We start from the raw sequence: 17879 nt of genomic DNA on the forward strand, positions 1-17879 counted from the left end.
TGCGACGGGTCGCCCATCAGATGCTCAGGCGATGAGCTCCTTGACGGATGCGATGATCGCCTGAAGGCTGGCTTTGGCGTCGTTGAAGAGCATCTGCGTATTAGGGTTGGAATAGAGCTCATTTTCGATGCCTGCATAGCCCTTGCCGCGACCTCGCTTAAGGACGACTACATGCTGCGCCTTGTCAACATCCAGGATGGGCATGCCGGAGACTGCGGTCCCCGGCCGGCGTGCAGCCGGGTTGGTCACGTCATTGGCGCCCACTACCAAAGCGACGTTGGCTGAGGGGAACTGGGGATTGATATCATCAAGGTCGATCAATTCCTCATAGGGAACGTTGGCCTCGGCCAGGAGGACGTTCATATGTCCGGGCATACGGCCGGCCACAGGGTGAATAGCATAGGATACATCCACGCCACGGCCCTTGAGCAGCTCGCCCAGGTCGGCCAGTTCGCGCTGGGCCTGGGCCTGAGCCAGACCAAAGCCGGGGACGAAGATGACTTTGTCGGCATAGACCAGCTGGACGGCCACGTCGTCGGGCGTGGTCTCCTTCATGGTCCCCTGGGCACCCTGATCCTGGCTGGCGCTGACAGAGGAACCGCCGAACCCTCCAGCCAGAACGCTCAGGAGCGGCCTGTTCATGGCCTGGGCCATCAGGACGGATAGGGTGGCACCTGCTGCGCCGACCAAAGCGCCTGCCACGATCAGAGCCACATTGTCAATGGCCAGGCCGTTCATGGCTACAGCTGTGCCGGTGCAGGCGTTCAAAACAGAGATGACCACTGGCATGTCGGCACCGCCGATGGGGATGACGAAGACCAGTCCGTAGCCTAGGGCGAAGATGGCTGTGAGGATGGCCCATAGGGTCCGATTGACAGGATTCAGGCAGAGCATGACCAGGCAAAGGACCGTCAATAAAGCGAAAAGCACATTCCATACAGCCTTGGCCGGCAGCTTCAGGTTTTTGATCAGGCTGATGCCCTGGAGCTTGCCGGCAGCTATCAGGGAGCCGGTGAAGGTGATGGAACCGATGACCACGCCCAGGCCGGCGGTGATCAGCACCACCAGAGTCGGGGCGCCCTCAGAAGTCAGTATGTCGTTCAGAGCGACCAGGGCTGCAGCGCCGCCGCCGACCGTGTTGAAGACGGAAACCAGCTGAGGCATGTCCGTCATTTTCACCTTCTTGGCCGAGTAGACTCCTGCTGCGGATCCGATCAGAATGCCGAGCACGAGCAGAACGATGGCCAGGGAAGAGGTGAAACCGGTGGCGAACAGGTGGATGAAGGCCATGGCCACGGCGATGACCATGCCTGCGGCTGAAATCCGATTGCCTGTACGGGCCGTCTTGGGGGAATTCATGTAATGCAGGCCCATGACGAACATGACCGAGGAAAGGAGGTAGACGAACCAGGTGATGATGTCGAGGGTATTCACTTGTCGGCTCCCTCGTTCTTAGCGGTCTGAGTCGTGACGGACGAAGCCTGTTCGTCCTGGCTGGCCTTATCCTTCCCCTTGTCGGGTTTTGAGGACTTGAACATTTCCAGCATCCTATCGGTCACCACGTAGCCGCCCACCACGTTCATGGCGCCAAGGACGGCAGCCAGGAATATAAGTACGTAGGAAAGCGGGGAGTGAGCTTCCGCCGCGATGATGACCACCCCGACGATCACAATGCCATGAATGGAGTTGGCACCCGACATGAGCGGTGTGTGAAGCGTGGCCGGAACCTTGCCAATCACCTCTACGCCAATCAGCAGGGCCAGAATGAAAAGCGTAATTGCTATGACCAAAGAATTCATTGCTCTTGACCTTTCTCCCCGGTCTCTTCGGCATCTGGAACATCCGCGCTTCCATGTGTGCCGGATTCGGCTGCTCCAGTTACAATCAGTGCTTGGTCAATCTCGTCATCCGCCTTGATACTGAGCGCGCCATCGCGAAGGAAGTGCACCAGCACGTCCGCCACATTTCTGGACAGCAGGTTGGAGGCCGTCGTGGCTACGCCGCTGGCCAGGTATGGTGCCCCGATCATGATGACACCCTTGTCGGTGGTCCTGGTCCCTACCTGTGAACCCTCGACATTGCCGCCCAGGTCGCTGGCAGCGCAGTCTACGATCACGGCTCCGGGATGCAGATTGGCCACACCCTTGGCGCTCAGGAGGCGGGGAGGTTTTCCGCCTGGAACCTTGGCCGTGGTGATGACCACATCGAAGCCTGCCGCTTTGGCATCCACCGCAGCCTGCTGCTGGGCCTGTTCCTGGTCGGTCAGCTGCCGTGCATAGCCGCCTTGGCCCTGTCCCTTGGAGAAGTCCAGCCCCAAGTCGAGGAACTTGGCTCCCAAGGATTCCACCTCCTGCCTGGAAGCGGGCCTGACGTCATAGGCAGTGACCACGGCTCCCAGGCGTTTTGCGGTCCCGATGGCCTGCAGGCCTGCAATCCCCGCGCCCAGGACCAGAACCTTGGCTGGTCGGATGGTCCCTGCCGCAGTGGTCATCATGGGGAAGAAGGATCCATAGGCATCGGCAGCCACCAGAGCCGCCTTGTATCCCATGACCGAGTTCTGCGAGGTCATCTCATCCATGGACTGGGCCGAGCTGAGCTGTCGGGGGAGCCGCTCCATGGCGATTCCCGTAAGCCCGGCCGCCTCCAAGGACTTGATGTAGTCGCTGTCGCTCAAAGACCCCAGCATGCCGATGATCCATGTTCCGGCTGGAATCCGCTTCAGCAAGGAGCTATCAGGTCTGTTGACAAAACCCAGGACCTGTGATTTGGATAGGACGGTGTTCCTGTCGGTGATTATGGCTCCCGTCTGCTGGTAGTCCTCATCCCGGAAGCCGGCTTGGGCCCCGGCCCCGGACTCCAGTAGGCAGGTAATATCTTGCCTGGTCAGCCGGGTCACGATGTCAGGCGTCAGAGCCACGCGCGACTCCTCCTTGTCTGTCTCCTTGAGGACCCCGAAGGTTACGTGAGGTTGTTCTGGTCCACTCATGTCTTTCCTTTTCCAAGCACAACTGTGTGTGAGTAATTTCATCAATGATTCTAGTGGCTGATTGTTGCTACTAGGAGGTCAACATAACTGTTATGTAAATGTGTTTTATAGGTATCAGCCGGGGAGAAACCAAGTTCAAGGCACCTTGCAAGGTACCTGGCTAAAGAGGATGAAAAGTGGAAAAAGTAAAAAGCCATACTCGCCTAGTTGTGACCATGCAGCTCACGGATTGTCTGAAGAGTGGTTTTGCGGTTTTCATGCCGGATTTTTGTGAGCCGGTTGGCATGGTTCATGGCATTGCGGTCCGTGTCAATCTGCAGCAGGAGGGGAAATGATCAAGCAAAGGGTGCCACGCATCTTCAAGAAGGACGAGCGCACCCTGAGGCTGAAGACCATGTCGAACAGAACGTTGTGGCAATTTCACATCCACGGCCGGCCATTTGGCCTTTCTGGCCTTCGGTGCCATTTCAGATCCATGCTCGCCGCAGTGCCTTATTCCTTTCCTTCGTGTTGATCGTTCGCCGCAGGGTCCTTTGGCTTGGACTGCAGTGGATTGTGATGGTAGATAAGGGCGAAGGCTGCTAGGGTCTCGATCATGCTGGCGATGATCCAGGCTATGACGATGGCGTTCTGATGTTTGCCGACTGTTCCCATGCGGGTGAAGATAAAGACATCCATAATGAAGGTCTGCAGAACCAGAAGGACCGTCGCCACAACTACCGTCCTGGTGTGTCTGTCCGCATCTGTTCCTTCTCCCTCTGGTTTGCCGGGAGACTTGAAGCTGGCGTAGGAGAGGAGCCAGATGCCGATTCCGAAGAGGACAGCGGCAAGAGGCAGGGAGAAGAAGATCGGCATGGTGCTTAGGCTGAGGCCCAGAGCCGCGACCAGGACTGCCGAGGCCAGGCCAAGATAGAAGGAATCATGGTTCTTCGCCTTGTGCGGTTTAGGTAAGCTGGCAACGCTCGTCGGCTGAGATGGCTTGTCGACAGGCTTACTGGGTTGATTCGGCTTGTCGTCAGGGGAGGGGCTATGCCCTTTGTCTGGATGGCCGGCTTGCACAGGGCTGGCGGTTAGAGCCTGTTCCTGCTTATTTTCCGTTTCAGGTTTGCCATGTTCGGCGTTCTTGCTGGATGAATCCCTGCCTTCCTTCTCGCCTGTTTGTCCTGATGCAGGCTTGGGGGCATTTTCTGTCGGGCTTTCCTTTCTGACGTTCGTATTCTCCACTGGTTTTGACATGCGGTTCTTGTCATTCATTGTTGATTGTTGGGAACTTTCCCGGGTGCCGTTGCTCCGCGAGGAGTTGCCCTCGTACCTCTTTTGCTGGTTATCGGGCATCCGCGATTCCTCATGCCTGCCTTGGTTCTTATTCGCATGCTCGTTTCGATTGTTGCTCATCTGACCCTCCAGGCTTGTTCTTCCCCTTTACTTGTGGCAGGTCATCTGGCGGCCTGCCCATTTTCAGGAAGCAACCTCCGTTGAGGCCAGTGTATGTGTCCTTTTCTCGTAAAAGTGGCATTGACCAGCACTAAGTCAGCATCATTTTGATATCGACTTTTGCGGGTGAAGTGCTGGATTCGTTGCAGTGTATTCAAAGACGAAAGACGTTTGTTTATGGACGTGCAGTATCAGCGGTCATATTCTAAACTTCGACTCTTGGCTATGCTGCTTTTTCACTCTCACGTCTTTTTATTCCTCAGCACGTTCTTTCTGCAGAAGGAGTATTTTGTGCCGCTATGCTGCTGTGTGTCAATCAGAAGATTGTATATCCTGACTTGTCGAGGGCATCCAGGGCGGCAGGGAAGTCATCGGCCTTGGTAAGGACATAGTCTGTGTTGTAGTGGAGACGGCGAAAATACCTATGCCCTTGTCTGCCAGAATTGTTGCAATCGGCGCCATGATGCCAATGAGCGAAAAATCGAGAATACCTTGGATGCGGAAGGCCCGCCAGCCGTCGCTGCATTCCAGGGTCTGGCTGGGAACAATGTCGGCTGGGCAGACCGATGAAGTCTCTTGGTCGGTTCGCCCCGTAAAAACATAAGGTGAGTTCAGATCAATCTCTGTGTACTTAGCAACTTTGCAGACAGTCAGCTTCGCTTCTATAAGCTGGATGCAGATGCCTTGCCCTTGCCTTGTCGCTGAGCTGCAATTCTTGGTCGTAAGTAACTTGCTTTTTGAGTAGGAACGGGTGAAGGCGTATAGCGCAACCAAACCCATCCGCATTCGAGGGCAGAAAGGACCGCTGCCGGTTAGACAGGGCATCGACTGCCAGCAAGCTTGCGCCGGCAAGGTTCAAAACAAGGTTGACTTTACTGCTGCCGGGCAGGCCTAGCAGTTGCCGCGAAGCAAAGGCCATGAGCAGCAGTAAAAATCCAATAAGTTGAATCGGCATGAACAAACCAACCACATCCTTCCACAAGTTACCCAATGAGCGTCGTCGTCAATCCGGGTACGGCGCCTCTCGTTCGGGGAAGGGATGCTTCCGGAAGACACCGGAGCACCACTGTCAGGGGGCCGAAGGTCTGATGCGCCGCATATGCAGAAGATGAATGGGCAGCCATATACTGCAGGCATTGTACTGTTTTCCCACACTTTGTTAGATTGCAGGAGGGCATCACCAAGGAGACGACAGCGCATGGAAGATCTGTACGAGCAAGGCCGAGTTCGTGGCATTGGAGTCTGCAATTTCCTACCTGACCGGCTGATCGATTTGATTCTTTGCAGCAGAAGCGCTCCCATAGTCCATCAGATAGAGCTGCATCCTTTCACCCAGCAGATCCCACTTCGAAAGGTCATGGCCGAGCAGGGGGGGGGCGTACCCACGGCCTGGGCACTTCTGACTGATGGTCGTCGGGGTATTTTCGATAATCCTGTCCTTAGACGTATTGGTCAGCCCCATAGCAAGACCCCGGCCCAGATGGTATTGCGTTGGCTGACCCGGCAGAGGATATGCGCCATCCCGAAATCCGTGCATGAGGAACGGTTTCACGAGAACCACAATATTGCAGATTTCAGTCTTGATGATGACGATATGCATGACATCAGTGTTATGGATACGGGAGGGCCACTCATTCTTAATGTGGATACGCCCGAAGAGGCTACACGTCTGCATGGGATATCCTATACACAGTGACTGAGGTCCGCTGAGTCGATAAGACGAGGGCGCCCGCACTTGAAGATTCCAGTGTGGAAGCCCTCGTCTTGATGTTAGGGATCGTCGCTGAGGCTTATTGTGCTGGCCAGTCGTCTTGCAGACGGCTCAAATAATCCTTGGCTGCCTTTTCGAGGTTCTGATCGCTCATGCCTGAGCTGACTCCTGTGAGAATAAAGGGCTTCCGATAAACGGTTCCGATGAGATTGCTGGTAGCTTTGAACGGAGCCAGGAGCTCGTCCACCGTATAGCTGAATTCGCCCTCATGGTGATAGTTCTCTCCGGCAGAGCCGACCGAGACGGCGAGCATGAGTTCCTTGCCTTTCATGGCGTCGCCATGGGTACCATAGGCCCATCCGTAGGTGAGCACCAGGTCTTCCCACTCCTTGAGCAGCGGAGGGCAGCTGTACCAATACATGGGAAACTGCCATACCAGACGGTCACAGCCTTTGACGAATGCTTGCTCGCCAGGAATGTCGATTTGGCCTGAGCGCAAGGCAGCATATTCGTCCCGGACCAGGATACCCTCATCATCATGCCCTTGGCTTCCCGCATCAGGCGGGCGTTGATCCGTGAGGCTTCCATATGGGGGTGGAAGACGAGGACTGCCGTCTTGGCGTTTTGCTTCGTGCCTTAATCACCTTCAGCCGTCATTTTGCCAGATTTGCTTGGCGCGGTTGAAAGCCGACCAGGCCTTCGGCCAGCCTGCGTAGAAGGCCAGATGGGTGATTTCCGCTGCTATCTCGTCCTTGGTGATACCGTTCTTTTCCCGATGTTCAGGTGAGCGTCGAGCTGTTCTGTGCTACCTATGGCAATCAATTCGGCTATGGTGATCATGCTTCTGTCGTGCGCGGACAGTGCTTGTTCATCATCCCAGACTTCGCCGAATAGAACATCGTCATTCAGAGCTGCGAACTGAGGAGCGAATTCGCCCAACTGCTCTCTTCCTGCTGTTTGCTTTGTGGCCATGCTGTTGCCTTCCTTGCTGACTGTATGATCTCCCAAGACCCCTGGCGCCAGTCGGCATGCGCAGATTCACTTCCATCTTGGATGTGAACGGCAACAGTCTAGGGCTCTCGAAGTGATATGTATAATACCGATTACTTATATGTTGGTATTCGTTTTTTGCATGGGTCTATCGTCGAGCTTTCACCCGATTGGTTTCTTCTTGGCTCTGGTATGGGTCTTATCTGTTGTGACAACGGATATATTTAGATGCATCACTCCGCCATCATCGTCTAAAATTCACTTTTCTAACAATTGCATAATGGCAGTGTTGTATTGTCAGTTTCAATCTGCCAGAGCACTGTGAACAGTGTTGCCTGATTTCAGTTGCTAGTGCAGTTTGTGTTGTGGTTGGTCTGGTCCGGTGATAGGCGGAGTCTGGATATTTCTCCCCGCCATGCCTCGTTGGCGTGTGGTAGTACAGGAGTTTTATGAAAGGTCATCGATCTTCTGGACTATGGATTACCGGCATTCATCGATGAGGCAAGAGTTCAGAGTGAGCAATGATGAGTATGTCAGTGGTTTATCTGAATCAGGGAATATGAGTTTCTGCTATAAGCATCGCCAGGTTTCAACTTTGCAGAAATGAGGCCACCATCGCAGTGTTCCGTTGTCTCCAAGGGGCTTGCGATGGGTGGCTTTAACGAAACTAGTGCTTGCTACTCTATTCCTGCAAGAGCTAATTTGTAATCATCGAGCGCATTCTGATAACTTCCGATTGATTTTCCAATTTTTTGAGGGTCATATCCCCAAGGTGTGAAAATAGTTACGTACCGCTTGATGATACTTGTCAAATGCTGATCGAGCCAAGGTACAGGATCCTGACTCCAGACAACGTGAGGGGAATCGTTTGGCTTTTGAGGCTGTTCAATCGTCATCAAAGCGCGCAATCCGTATACCAAAGGCGTGATGAAGCCATCCGGACTCAGATACTCCACTTGTTCATGTCCGTATGGGGCCATATGGCTGTTGTGGCGTCGATTCAGCGATTTGACAGCGTTGATTTTCCCATAGCTTCCGCCGTTTTTGTTATACAACTTAGGGAATGCTGCATAAATATAGTCATATAGACGCGGAAGTTGCACAGCGATCTGAAAAGCGCTATAAACACTTCGATTGCTGAGCTCGCGTTGATAACCCTTGCCTTGTGATGAAACGCCATCCAGACTCATGAACTGTTCGAATTTATTCAGACAGACAGCCTTGCTCGAATAAAGCTGGACTGGACTTGGTGCCTCAATAGAAAAACAAGCTACCTAAACCTATCCAGGCTTATAACCAGACCTTTTCCAAGATCTTTAATACCTAAATATAGAGATGCTCCAAAGATTTGTCAAATATCTCATAATAAAATGATAGGGTGATTTATAGAATCCTTTATGTGGTAGTGGTGCAGTGTACTTCTGTGGATGATGGGATTTGTTAGCAAGGGGCTTGTCCCTTCAAAAGCTAGGCAATTAACTTGGACTGATCTATAGAAAATCTGGAAGTCTAGTCACAAAAACTGGGGTGGCTAACGCGACTTGAACGCGTGATCTCCTGAACAACAAGTAGCAGCCGAACAAGGGGCTGCAGATGATTTCGACTTTGTGCCGATGCTTGTCTTCAGCTGTGGAAGCGTCTCCCTAGCTGAGTTCCATGACTCGGTACACAACTATCGGACTTGTGAAGAAATCCCTGCTTCTCAGAAAACTCATCATATTGTGCGGAAGGCTATGAACAGCCCCCGGTGATGCAAGGTAGGAATAAGAAAATTGGAGCTTGCCTGTCGTCCACATAATGGATGGCGCAATCAGCATCCTGCTATGTGAATTAGTCGGATTCGCTCGTCAATCGGCCGTGGGCGGATGACAGGTTAATGACTGTCGTAGTCTGCCAAACCCGCATACCTGTTTCATGACAATGGCCCTGCGGATATGTCCATGAGATACCTAGGCACCGAAGACCACGGCGAATCCTGTGCGCCACCCTTAGGAGTAAGAGTCTCTCGACCGGCGCAAAGACAGGATCTTCGACCAGCTGCAAGATTCCGGCCACGCACTGAGCCAGAGCCGGCAGTTGGAAATGTAAAAGCTCAAGGCCAAGGCTAATACGGTAGTTATCCGCATGGGTGGCAGCGAATGCGAGTATGAAAATAAACAGCATAAGCATCGTGGCTTTGCGCGAAAAGTCTGGTGATTTTGTTTCGGACAAGTATGGGATGACACATTTTAGTTTTTTGTGTTCGAATTAAAAAAATGAAGAACAACTAAACTGTTGGAGCAGTAGAGGTGGGAGGTGGGGTGGCTAACGCGGCTCGAACGCGCGACCTCCTGAACCACAATCAGGTGCTCTACCGACTGAGCTATAGCCACCATAGTGAATCGACCCGCATAGCGGATCAATGCAACAGATGAAACTATACACGATGGTATGACATGGCACGCCGGTGAAGTGTCACCAGTGCGGTAAAGACCGTGCTTGTCATTGGGCCTTCAGTTCACGACCATGGCCTCTACATAAAAAGCCTCCAGCACCACCAGGGTCCGATCTTCGACGATGAAGTTCGGATCATCCAGCGCTTGTCGCATGTTTTCTGAGGTCCAGAAGGACTCATGAGCCTCACGCCACTCAGTAAGGCTTCTATAGCCTTCTCCTTCGTTCAGAACATGCTGCAGCGTGACCAGGCCAAGTCGGGTCACGCTTACCGAGGCATATCTTAGGACTGCAAGTGGCTGGTCATCAGAGTTCACCAGAACCGTTCGTCGGCCGGAGGAGGGGAGCGGTTCATGATCGTGGATGAACTCTGCCATAAGGCTGGTCGTAGCAGCTTTGCGCCCGTCCAGAATTGCTTCCACCAAGCGATCACGTTCTGGACCGGGGAAGGCGAATTCATCCTTGGGAAGATTCGCAATATCCCGGGCTTTGACCGTTGGTATTTGTCTATTCGCCATAATCGTTGTGATTGTCTTGCCTACCAGGCTCCTTACCGTAGAGCACTTTGCTTACGGGCTGGTAGGCCTTGATCAAATCAGCCAGACTCATGGCGGCGTTGGCAGGGCTGGTGGATGGCAGATTGATCATCGTAGGTCGATACCCCTTCTTCTCCAGATCCGGCAGGCAGTAGCGACGATAAAGCTGACCGGCCTTGCGTCCTGTAGTGAATATGGTGTCGATAGGCGCACGGTCCAGCAAGCCGGCGATGTCGGTAGGTACGACATTGGTAATTGAAGCATCAGAGGCACCGTGGATGTCGCATTCCTGGACGACATCCCATAGTGCTATGCGGTGATTGAGAGCGAACCGTGCGCGGACAGCCGGATCAGGCTCTGGAACAGGTTGGTCGAAAAGTGCAGCCAGCACGGGCCAGAAGCGGTTGCGCGGAAACATGTAGTAGAAGCCAGCATCGCGCGAACTCGGGCTGGGAATGGATCCCAAGATCAGCACACGGGAACGGTGGTCCCAGACAGGGCCGAACTCGTGGATGACGTGAGTGACTGAACCCGCAGTCATGCGCCAAGCAGGCCTGTCAGAGACGCGGTCATCACGTCAGCCTGTGCAATCACCAGAATGAAGACGAGAAGGCTGGTTGCGCATTCGACCAAGCCCACATACAGCACAGGAATACGCCGACGACGGGAGATGGCAGGTAGTAGGGCCGCGCGCACCAAGAGAACCAGGGCCGTCAACAGAGTCCACCATCCCGCGGTGTGCACTATGGCGACCCCAATCAGGCAGAGGGCCAGGTTCCAAGCCAGCGAAAGCAGGTAGCACCAGGTCTTGCCGCGCTCGCGAATCATGGTCTTGACGAAGATGACCGAACCGAACTGGGTTACAGCGAAGACAGCTGCACTGACCACTCCAACCGACGGCAGGGCGGCGCTTGGCAGAAATCCACTGGCGAAGCAGTCCACAGCAGGATTCGGCTGACATCCGAAATAGCCGGTGTTGGCACTTTCCAGTCCTGGTCCCGGCTTCTGGAATCGTGACCCTAGGGAGACGGCGATCAAACAGAGCGTGCAGGCCGCAATCACGGCCACGGTATCGTTCCACCAGGAGCGTTCCCTGCGCATCCAGGCGGCGGCAAAATTCAACACGCCTAGGATCAGGTAGAGCGGCGCCCATCGCAGGAGCCCAGGGGTGCCGACCAATAGGATCAGCCCGGTCACGGCCGTGAGCAGAGCGTATCCCAAAGCGGGTGGCGCGAATCTGGCGGCTCGGTGCGAGACCATCCATCGTGAACCGGTGAATTCAAAGCAGTAGCAGAAGGCCCAGGCGACCATGAGCAGCAGGCTCCTCCAGGTTGGGCCTCCGACCAGCAGACCGGCCAGGCCCGGCATCAAGGCCATGGCCCAACCGCCAATCTGGTCGGGTATCCATAGCCGCCGCCACTGTCGTCCCTTGGATCCTGATCCGGTCGATTCTGCCGATTTGCGGGCTTGAGGGTTTGGTCTGCTGCCGTTCGACCCGGCGGCCTTGCCCTTGTCTGCGTCTGTAAGCATACTCATCAGCCTACGCCCCGGTATGGCTGTCACTGCCTCTTCCGTAATGCCGATTCGGTCAATATCATGGTCCAAGGAGTCATGAATCACACGGGTTCCTGGTTTCAGGAGGCAGATGATGGGTCAGGTGGATATCAAGCGCGTATACGAGCAGGCCGCCGACGAGGACGGGGTTCGTATCCTGGTCGACAGGCTTTGGCCACGTGGCGTCAGCAAGGAGCGGGCAGCCCTGTCCGGCTGGCTCAAGGATGTTGCACCCCGTCCGGATCTGCGGCGCTGGTGGCACCATGATCCTGACCGATTCGAGGACTTCGCCCGCCGCTACCGCACTGAGCTGGACGATAACCCCGCCTTGGAGGATCTGCTGAGCATCGTGCGCGAACACGATCGGACGACACTTGTCTATGCGGCCAAGGATCCCGCCGTCAACCATGCCCTGATCCTGCGTGACTACATCCGCCAGGCTCTTGAGAAGGAAGACAAGTAAACGCCTGGCCATTTACAAATTCCAGAGCATCTAGGACGTTGACGTTTATGTCAACGGATGCCGACGCCTTACGTCACCATACGCGTGCATTCATGTCTCTGGCATCTCTATCTACTGATGCAGAGATGCTATGTATTTTCCGATACCTATAGATTAGGAAGCTGTTATAGGCGGGCTCCCGTTCGTTTATTGGGGTTAATGAATATAGGTACACGCAAAAGTCAGTTACAGGTCTGTTGCAAGGGCCTTTCTCTTAACGGTTCCGGTGCGACACCACAGTGAGCAAAGCCTAGAGCATACTTCCAAGTGCAAGACATGGCCATGTCTGCCCCAGTGATATACTTTTCAGCGTGTGTGCCGACAGCACGCCTTATGTCACAGGTGGGCTTGTCGGGATATCCCCGGATTCGAAGAGTGCAGGCAGCAATGCCCGGCAGGAGGGTCAGGGGCCATCGGGCCGGTGGACAGTGGCTGATCTCTCCTCCTGGGAGCGACTGCGGCTGCGGTGCGGCGGTCTCGCAGTGCAAACGAAGACAAGTTCATCGAAGGAATCGGAGAGAGTCAGTTGCCAACAATTGAACAGCTCGTCCGCAAAGGGCGCAAGGCCAAGCCTCGCAAGTCGAAGACTTTGGCACTCAAGGGCAGCCCGCTGCGTCGCGGCGTGTGCACCCGTGTCTACACCACCACACCCAAGAAGCCGAATTCGGCTCTGCGTAAGGTTGCCCGTGTCCGTCTGAGCTCCGGCATTGAGGTTTCCGCCTACATCCCCGGCGAGGGCCACAACCTGCAGGAGCACTCCATCGTGCTGGTGCGCGGCGGACGTGTCAAGGATCTGCCCGGCGTGCGCTACCACATCGTGCGCGGTGCGCTGGATACCCAGGGAGTCAAGGATCGCAAGCAGGGCCGTTCCCTGTACGGAGCAAAGAAGGCCAAGTAACACATGTCACGCAAAGGACCAGCTAAAAAGCACCAGCTCCTGCCCGATCCCATCTACGGTTCCACCGTGGTGGCCCAGCTGATCAACAAGATCCTGCTGGACGGCAAGAAGTCCATCGCCGAGAACATCGTCTACACCGCCCTGGAGCAGGTCAAGGAGAAGACCGACCAGGAGCCCGTGGCCGTGCTCAAGCGAGCCCTGGACAACATTCGTCCCAGCCTGGAGGTCCGCAGCCGTCGTGTCGGCGGCGCCACCTATCAGGTCCCCGTCGAGGTCAAGCCGAACCGCGCCAATACGCTCTCGTTGCGGTGGCTGACCGATTACAGCCGCGCCCGTCGTGAGAAGACCATGTCGGAGCGGCTGGCCAACGAGATCCTTGACGCCTCCAACGGCCTGGGTGCCGCGGTCAAGCGCCGCGAGGACACCCACAAGATGGCCGAGGCCAACAAGGCGTTCGCCCACTATCGCTGGTAATCCCAAGAGAGCGAGAACAAGGAATTATGGCACAAGACGTGCTCACGGACCTGACCAAGGTTCGCAACATCGGCATCATGGCCCACATCGATGCCGGCAAGACAACGACGACCGAGCGTATCCTCTACTACACCGGCGTCAACTACAAGATCGGCGAGACCCACGACGGCGCCTCCACCATGGACTGGATGGACCAGGAGAAGGAACGTGGCATTACGATTACCTCCGCCGCCATCACGGCCTTCTGGAACCGCCAGTCCCATGATCCTGAGGACCGCTACCAGATCAACATCATCGACACCCCCGGCCACGTGGATTTCACCGCCGAGGTGGAGCGCTCCCTGCGCGTGCTCGATGGCGCTGTGGCGGTGTTCGACGGCAAGGAGGGCGTGGAGCCCCAGTCCGAGACCGTCTGGCGTCAGGCCGACAAGTATGGCGTACCCCGCATCTGCTTCATCAACAAGATGGACAAGCTGGGCGCCGACTTCTACTACTCGGTGGACACCATCAAGGACAAGCTGGGCGTCAAGCCGCTGGTCATGCAGCTGCCCATCGGCGCTGAAAGCGACTTCCATGGCGTGGTCGACCTGGTGCGCATGGTCGCCTACTACTGGAAGGACGAGGCCGACCTGGGCGCCAAGTACGACACCATCGACATCCCTGACGACCTCAAGGACAAGGCCGAGCAGTACCACACCGAGCTGCTTGAGGCCGTGGCCGAGTCGGACGAGGATCTGCTGGAGAAGTACCTGGGCGGCGAGGAGATCTCCCAGCAGGAGATCCGCAAGGCTGTGCGCAAGATGACCATCGAGCAGACGGCCTTCCCGGTCTTCTGCGGGTCCGCGTTCAAGGACAAGGGCGTGCAGCCCATGCTGGATGCGGTCGTGGACTACCTGCCCAGCCCCGAGGACGTGCCGGCCATCAAGGGTTACAAGATCGGCGACGAGTCCGTTGAGATCGACCGTAAGCCCACCGTGGACGAGCCTTTCTCGGCCCTGGCTTTCAAGGTTGCCACCCACCCCTTCTATGGCAAGCTGATCTATGTGCGCGTCTACTCCGGCAAGGTGGCCCAGGGCGATACCGTCCTGGACTCGACCAAGGGCAAGAAGGAGCGCGTCGGCAAGCTCTTCCAGATGCATTCCAACAAGGAGAATCCGGTCGACGAGGCCATCGCCGGCAACATCTACGCCTTTGTCGGGCTCAAGAGCGTCACCACCGGTGACACCCTGTGCGACGAAAAGGAACCGGTGGTGCTGGAATCCATGACCTTCCCCGATCCCGTGATCGAGGTGGCCGTGGAGCCCAAGACCAAGGCCGACCAGGAGAAGATGGGCATCGCCCTGCAGAAACTCTCCGAGGAGGATCCCACCTTCCAGGTCAAGACGGACGAGGAGTCCGGCCAGACCCTGATCTCCGGCATGGGCGAGCTCCAGCTGGACATCCTGGTGGACCGCATGCGCCGTGAGTTCCATGTGGAGTGCAACGTGGGCAAGCCCCAGGTGGCTTACCGCGAGACCATCCGCAAGGCCGTCATGAACCAGGAATATACCCACAAGAAGCAGACCGGCGGCTCCGGCCAGTTCGCCAAGGTGCTCATGAACTTCGAGCCCCTGGATACCACCGAGGGCGAGACCTACGTCTTCGAGAACAAGGTCACCGGCGGCCATATCACCAAGGAGTTCATCCCCTCGGTCGATGCGGGCGTACAGGAGGCCATGGAATCCGGTGTGCTGGCAGGCTTCCCGGTCGTGGGCGTCAAGGCGACCCTGACCGATGGCCAGATCCACGAGGTCGACTCTTCGGAAATGGCCTTCAAGATTGCCGGCTCCATGTGCTTCAAGGAGGCTGCTCCCAAGGCAAAGCCCGTCATCCTCGAGCCCATCATGGCTGTCGAGGTCCGTACCCCCGAGGAGTACATGGGCGACGTCATGGGCGACATCAACTCCCGTCGCGGCTCCATCCAGTCCATGACCGACGCCACCGGCGTCAAGGTCATCGACGCCAAGGTGCCCCTGTCGGAGATGTTCGGCTACATCGGCGACCTCAGGTCCAAGACCCAGGGACGCGCCATGTTCACCATGCAGATGGACTCCTATGCTGAGGTCCCCAAGGCCGTCAGCGACGAGATCATCAAGGCCCAGCGGGGCGAGTAATGCCGGTCCGGTCCGCAGCCACGGCGGGCCGCCGCAAAAAGGCTCTTCTGTCACAAGTCGGCGTTACACTCTTGTAGCGCTGACTGGGCGGAGGGCAAAAGTGGCAAAGAACCTGATAACCCAGTAATATGTAGCGAGTGCTCTGTGCGTGGTTCGCGCAGGCAACCTACGAGACGTCCAGGAGGACAAAACACAATGGCAAAGGAAAAGTACGAGCGGACCAAGCCGCACGTTAACATTGGCACCATCGGCCACGTCGATCACGGCAAGACCACCCTGACCGCGGCCATCTCCAAGGTGCTGCATGAGGAGTACCCGGACGTCAACCCCGAGTACGATTTCGCTCAGATCGATGCCGCTCCCGAGGAGAAGGAGCGCGGCATCACCATCAACATCGCGCACATCGAGTACCAGACTGCAAAGCGCCATTACGCCCACGTGGACTGCCCCGGACACGCCGACTTCGTCAAGAACATGATCACCGGCGCCGCTCAGATGGATGGCGCCATCCTGGTGGTCGCCGCCACTGACGGCCCCATGGCCCAGACTCGCGAGCACGTGCTGCTGGCCCGCCAGGTCGGCGTGCCGAAGATCCTGGTCGCTCTGAACAAGTGCGACATGGTCGACGACGAAGAGCTGATCGAGCTGGTCGAGGAGGAAGTCCGCGATCTGCTGGATGAGAACGGCTTCGACCGTGACTGCCCCGTCATCCGCACCTCCGCCTACGGCGCCCTGCATGACGATGCCCCCGACCACGACAAGTGGGTCCAGACCATCAAGGACCTCATGGATGCCGTCGACGACTACATCCCCACCCCTGTCCACGACCTGGACAAGCCCTTCCTGATGCCCATCGAGGATGTCTTCACCATCTCCGGCCGTGGCACCGTGGTGACCGGCCGTGTCGAGCGCGGCAAGCTGCCTGTGAACACCAACGTGGAGATCGTCGGTCTGCGGGACACCCAGTCCACCACCGTCACCTCCATCGAGACCTTCCACAAGCAGATGGACGAGGCCGAGGCTGGCGACAACACCGGTCTGCTGCTGCGCGGCATCGGCCGTGAGGATGTCGAGCGCGGCCAGGTCGTGGCTGCTCCCGGCACCGTGACCCCTCACCACAAGTTCGAGGGTGAGGTCTACGTGCTGACCAAGGACGAGGGCGGACGCCACTCGCCGTTCTTCTCCAACTACCGTCCGCAGTTCTACTTCCGGACCACCGACGTCACCGGCGTCATCACCCTGCCCGAGGGCGTGGAGATGGTTCAGCCCGGCGATCACGCCACCTTCTCCGTCGAGCTGATCCAGCCCGTCGCCATGGAGGAGGGCCTGACCTTCGCTGTTCGTGAAGGCGGCCACACGGTCGGCTCAGGTCGAGTCACCAAGATCATCGAGTAGGATTGCCTGTCGCTTGTCGACACGATCCAATGACGGGGCCCGGAATCCTATCTGTGATTCCGGGCCCCGCCCATATCCGGCGGGCTTCGCAGCCGGACCATCCACGGTGTTCATGCGCCGTGGCATAATAGGCGAGGATTTATCGCGAGCGGGCCGGATCCTGTGTGGCCCGGTGCTTTCGGCAGATGGCTTAGAGCCCTCCGAAGGAACGTTCATCAGAATGAGGTGGTATCAAGGTGGCACAGACTTCCAACGACATCAAGAACGGATCGGTCATCAATCTGGATGGCAAGCTTTGGACTGTCATCAAGTTCCAGCACGTCAAGCCGGGCAAAGGGCCTGCCTTTGTTCGTACGACCATCAAGGACGTCCTTTCGGGCAAGATTGTGGACCGCACCTTCAATGCGGGCATGAAGATGGACTTCGAGACCGTGGACAACCGGACCATGCAGTACTCCTACCGGGACGGCGATTCCTTCGTCTTCATGGACATGAACACCTACGAGCAGGTCAACATCCCCGAGGCCTTGGTCGGTGATCAGGAGCGCTTCCTGCTTGAGGGCACCGACTGCATTATCAGCTTCCATGATGGCAACCCTCTGTCTGTGGAGTTGCCTGCGTCCGTGGTGCTGACCGTGACTGCAACCGAGCCAGGCGTCCAGGGCAACCGCTCCAACGCCGGCACCAAGCCCGCAACTGTGGAGACCGGGGCCGAGATCCAGGTGCCCCTCTTCGTAGGCGAGGGCGAGAAGGTCAAGGTGGATACCCGCGACGGCTCCTACCTGGGCCGCGAGAACTGAGCAAGGCGGAAAC

Annotated in this window: 18 protein-coding genes, 1 tRNA gene, 1 pseudogene and 1 riboswitch; of the genes and pseudogenes, 8 read left to right on the top strand and 12 right to left on the bottom strand. The window is 56.7% G+C overall.

All coding sequences use genetic code 11. The features are described 5' to 3' along the window. Nucleotides 1–24: 24 nt before the first annotated feature. The 3 genes from ACUIAF_RS00560 to ACUIAF_RS00570 are packed head-to-tail and all read right to left on the bottom strand — an operon-like array spanning nt 25 to nt 2986. Complete coding sequence (locus ACUIAF_RS00560) at nt 25–1383, bottom strand: NAD(P)(+) transhydrogenase (Re/Si-specific) subunit beta (RefSeq protein ID WP_445339201.1); 1359 nt, start codon at nt 1381–1383, stop codon at nt 25–27. Nucleotides 1384–1430: 47 nt separating this feature from the next. Continuing rightward, the gene (locus ACUIAF_RS00565) at nt 1431–1799 is read right to left on the bottom strand and encodes an NAD(P) transhydrogenase subunit alpha (RefSeq protein ID WP_015022152.1); all 369 of its coding nucleotides are present in this window, start codon (nt 1797–1799) and stop codon (nt 1431–1433) included. Next, nucleotides 1796–2986 (bottom strand): NAD(P) transhydrogenase subunit alpha, encoded by a 1191-nt coding sequence (locus ACUIAF_RS00570; protein WP_445338704.1) that lies wholly within the window; start codon nt 2984–2986, stop codon nt 1796–1798. Before ACUIAF_RS00570 ends, ACUIAF_RS00565 begins: the two co-directional genes overlap by 4 nt. Nucleotides 2987–3162: 176 nt before the next feature. Between ACUIAF_RS00570 and ACUIAF_RS00575 the strand changes: the two genes are divergently transcribed. Next, nucleotides 3163–3321: a hypothetical protein gene (locus ACUIAF_RS00575; protein ID WP_445338705.1), complete on the top strand. Its 159-nt coding sequence runs from the start codon at nt 3163–3165 to the stop codon at nt 3319–3321. A gap of 157 nt (nt 3322–3478) precedes the next feature. Here the strand turns inward: ACUIAF_RS00575 and ACUIAF_RS00580 are convergent, their stop codons facing one another. Together ACUIAF_RS00580 and ACUIAF_RS00585 are read right to left on the bottom strand one after the other, a co-directional pair. Next, nucleotides 3479–4381, bottom strand: a complete 903-nt coding sequence (locus tag ACUIAF_RS00580; RefSeq protein WP_445338706.1) for a hypothetical protein — start codon at nt 4379–4381, stop codon at nt 3479–3481. 351 nt (nt 4382–4732) lie between these two features. After that, a complete protein-coding gene (locus tag ACUIAF_RS00585; protein ID WP_445338707.1) occupies nt 4733–5200 on the bottom strand; it encodes an ACT domain-containing protein in 468 nt (155 codons plus the stop codon). Between the two features lie 211 nt (nt 5201–5411). Next, nucleotides 5412–5472, bottom strand: a riboswitch (guanidine-III (ykkC-III) riboswitch). Between the two features lie 146 nt (nt 5473–5618). Here ACUIAF_RS00585 and ACUIAF_RS00590 point away from each other — a divergent pair. Further along, nucleotides 5619–6116: an aldo/keto reductase gene (locus ACUIAF_RS00590; protein ID WP_445338708.1), complete on the top strand. Its 498-nt coding sequence runs from the start codon at nt 5619–5621 to the stop codon at nt 6114–6116. Nucleotides 6117–6210: 94 nt separating this feature from the next. On the opposite strand, the gene ACUIAF_RS00595 is transcribed toward ACUIAF_RS00590, so the two are convergent. The 7 genes and pseudogenes from ACUIAF_RS00595 to ACUIAF_RS00625 all read right to left on the bottom strand — a co-directional run bounded on the left by ACUIAF_RS00595 (nt 6211) and on the right by ACUIAF_RS00625 (nt 11626). After that, a complete protein-coding gene (locus tag ACUIAF_RS00595; protein ID WP_445338709.1) occupies nt 6211–6630 on the bottom strand; it encodes an NAD(P)H-dependent oxidoreductase in 420 nt (139 codons plus the stop codon). A gap of 147 nt (nt 6631–6777) precedes the next feature. Then, nucleotides 6778–7103: pseudogene (locus ACUIAF_RS00600) on the bottom strand (carboxymuconolactone decarboxylase family protein). Between the two features lie 695 nt (nt 7104–7798). Further along, nucleotides 7799–8311: a hypothetical protein gene (locus ACUIAF_RS00605; protein ID WP_445338710.1), complete on the bottom strand. Its 513-nt coding sequence runs from the start codon at nt 8309–8311 to the stop codon at nt 7799–7801. Nucleotides 8312–9417: 1106 nt separating this feature from the next. After that, nucleotides 9418–9493: transfer RNA gene (locus ACUIAF_RS00610), tRNA-His, on the bottom strand. 120 nt (nt 9494–9613) lie between these two features. Next, complete coding sequence (locus ACUIAF_RS00615) at nt 9614–10072, bottom strand: ASCH domain-containing protein (protein WP_445338711.1); 459 nt, start codon at nt 10070–10072, stop codon at nt 9614–9616. After that, a complete protein-coding gene (locus tag ACUIAF_RS00620; protein ID WP_445338712.1) occupies nt 10062–10631 on the bottom strand; it encodes a DNA-deoxyinosine glycosylase in 570 nt (189 codons plus the stop codon). The genes ACUIAF_RS00615 and ACUIAF_RS00620 overlap by 11 nt, the downstream gene beginning before the upstream one ends. Then, the gene (locus ACUIAF_RS00625; RefSeq protein ID WP_445338713.1) at nt 10628–11626 is read right to left on the bottom strand and encodes a YwiC-like family protein; all 999 of its coding nucleotides are present in this window, start codon (nt 11624–11626) and stop codon (nt 10628–10630) included. The genes ACUIAF_RS00620 and ACUIAF_RS00625 overlap by 4 nt, the downstream gene beginning before the upstream one ends. A 112-nt stretch (nt 11627–11738) precedes the next feature. On the opposite strand from ACUIAF_RS00625, the gene ACUIAF_RS00630 reads away from it, so the two are divergent. The 6 genes from ACUIAF_RS00630 (at nt 11739) to efp (ending at nt 17866) form a co-directional block, all read left to right on the top strand. Beyond that, nucleotides 11739–12107, top strand: coding sequence for a DUF488 domain-containing protein (locus tag ACUIAF_RS00630; protein WP_445338714.1), 369 nt, complete (start codon nt 11739–11741; stop codon nt 12105–12107). Between the two features lie 565 nt (nt 12108–12672). Further along, the gene (gene rpsL, locus ACUIAF_RS00635; RefSeq protein ID WP_015022141.1) at nt 12673–13044 is read left to right on the top strand and encodes a 30S ribosomal protein S12; all 372 of its coding nucleotides are present in this window, start codon (nt 12673–12675) and stop codon (nt 13042–13044) included. A 3-nt stretch (nt 13045–13047) separates the two neighbouring features. Beyond that, nucleotides 13048–13518 (top strand): 30S ribosomal protein S7, encoded by a 471-nt coding sequence (gene rpsG, locus ACUIAF_RS00640; protein WP_015022140.1) that lies wholly within the window; start codon nt 13048–13050, stop codon nt 13516–13518. Between the two features lie 26 nt (nt 13519–13544). Further along, nucleotides 13545–15671, top strand: a complete 2127-nt coding sequence (gene fusA / locus ACUIAF_RS00645; RefSeq protein WP_015022139.1) for an elongation factor G — start codon at nt 13545–13547, stop codon at nt 15669–15671. Between the two features lie 195 nt (nt 15672–15866). Continuing rightward, nucleotides 15867–17066, top strand: a complete 1200-nt coding sequence (gene tuf / locus ACUIAF_RS00650) for an elongation factor Tu (protein WP_015022138.1) — start codon at nt 15867–15869, stop codon at nt 17064–17066. A gap of 236 nt (nt 17067–17302) precedes the next feature. Continuing rightward, on the top strand, nt 17303–17866 hold the full coding sequence (gene efp / locus ACUIAF_RS00655) for an elongation factor P (RefSeq protein ID WP_015022137.1): 564 nt from the start codon (nt 17303–17305) through the stop codon (nt 17864–17866). Nucleotides 17867–17879: the final 13 nt, after the last annotated feature.

The sequence above is a fragment of the Bifidobacterium sp. ESL0822 genome, from assembly GCF_052606675.1.

Bases quoted from the DNA above. Each gene is read 5' to 3' on its own strand.
- tuf (WP_015022138.1), top strand. From the start codon at position 15,867: ATGGCAAAGGAAAAGTACGAGCGGACCAAGCCGCACGTTAACATTGGC.
- fusA (WP_015022139.1), top strand. From the start codon at position 13,545: ATGGCACAAGACGTGCTCACGGACCTGACCAAGGTTCGCAACATCGGC.
- ACUIAF_RS00615 (WP_445338711.1), bottom strand. From the start codon at position 10,072: ATGGCGAATAGACAAATACCAACGGTCAAAGCCCGGGATATTGCGAAT.
- ACUIAF_RS00570 (WP_445338704.1), bottom strand. From the start codon at position 2,986: ATGAGTGGACCAGAACAACCTCACGTAACCTTCGGGGTCCTCAAGGAG.
- ACUIAF_RS00580 (WP_445338706.1), bottom strand. From the start codon at position 4,381: ATGAGCAACAATCGAAACGAGCATGCGAATAAGAACCAAGGCAGGCAT.
- ACUIAF_RS00560 (WP_445339201.1), bottom strand. From the start codon at position 1,383: ATGTTCGTCATGGGCCTGCATTACATGAATTCCCCCAAGACGGCCCGT.
- ACUIAF_RS00585 (WP_445338707.1), bottom strand. From the start codon at position 5,200: ATGGGTTTGGTTGCGCTATACGCCTTCACCCGTTCCTACTCAAAAAGC.
- ACUIAF_RS00565 (WP_015022152.1), bottom strand. From the start codon at position 1,799: ATGAATTCTTTGGTCATAGCAATTACGCTTTTCATTCTGGCCCTGCTG.
- ACUIAF_RS00590 (WP_445338708.1), top strand. From the start codon at position 5,619: ATGGAAGATCTGTACGAGCAAGGCCGAGTTCGTGGCATTGGAGTCTGC.
- ACUIAF_RS00620 (WP_445338712.1), bottom strand. From the start codon at position 10,631: ATGACTGCGGGTTCAGTCACTCACGTCATCCACGAGTTCGGCCCTGTC.
- ACUIAF_RS00625 (WP_445338713.1), bottom strand. From the start codon at position 11,626: ATGAGTATGCTTACAGACGCAGACAAGGGCAAGGCCGCCGGGTCGAAC.
- ACUIAF_RS00605 (WP_445338710.1), bottom strand. From the start codon at position 8,311: ATGAGTCTGGATGGCGTTTCATCACAAGGCAAGGGTTATCAACGCGAG.
- rpsG (WP_015022140.1), top strand. From the start codon at position 13,048: ATGTCACGCAAAGGACCAGCTAAAAAGCACCAGCTCCTGCCCGATCCC.
- ACUIAF_RS00630 (WP_445338714.1), top strand. From the start codon at position 11,739: ATGGGTCAGGTGGATATCAAGCGCGTATACGAGCAGGCCGCCGACGAG.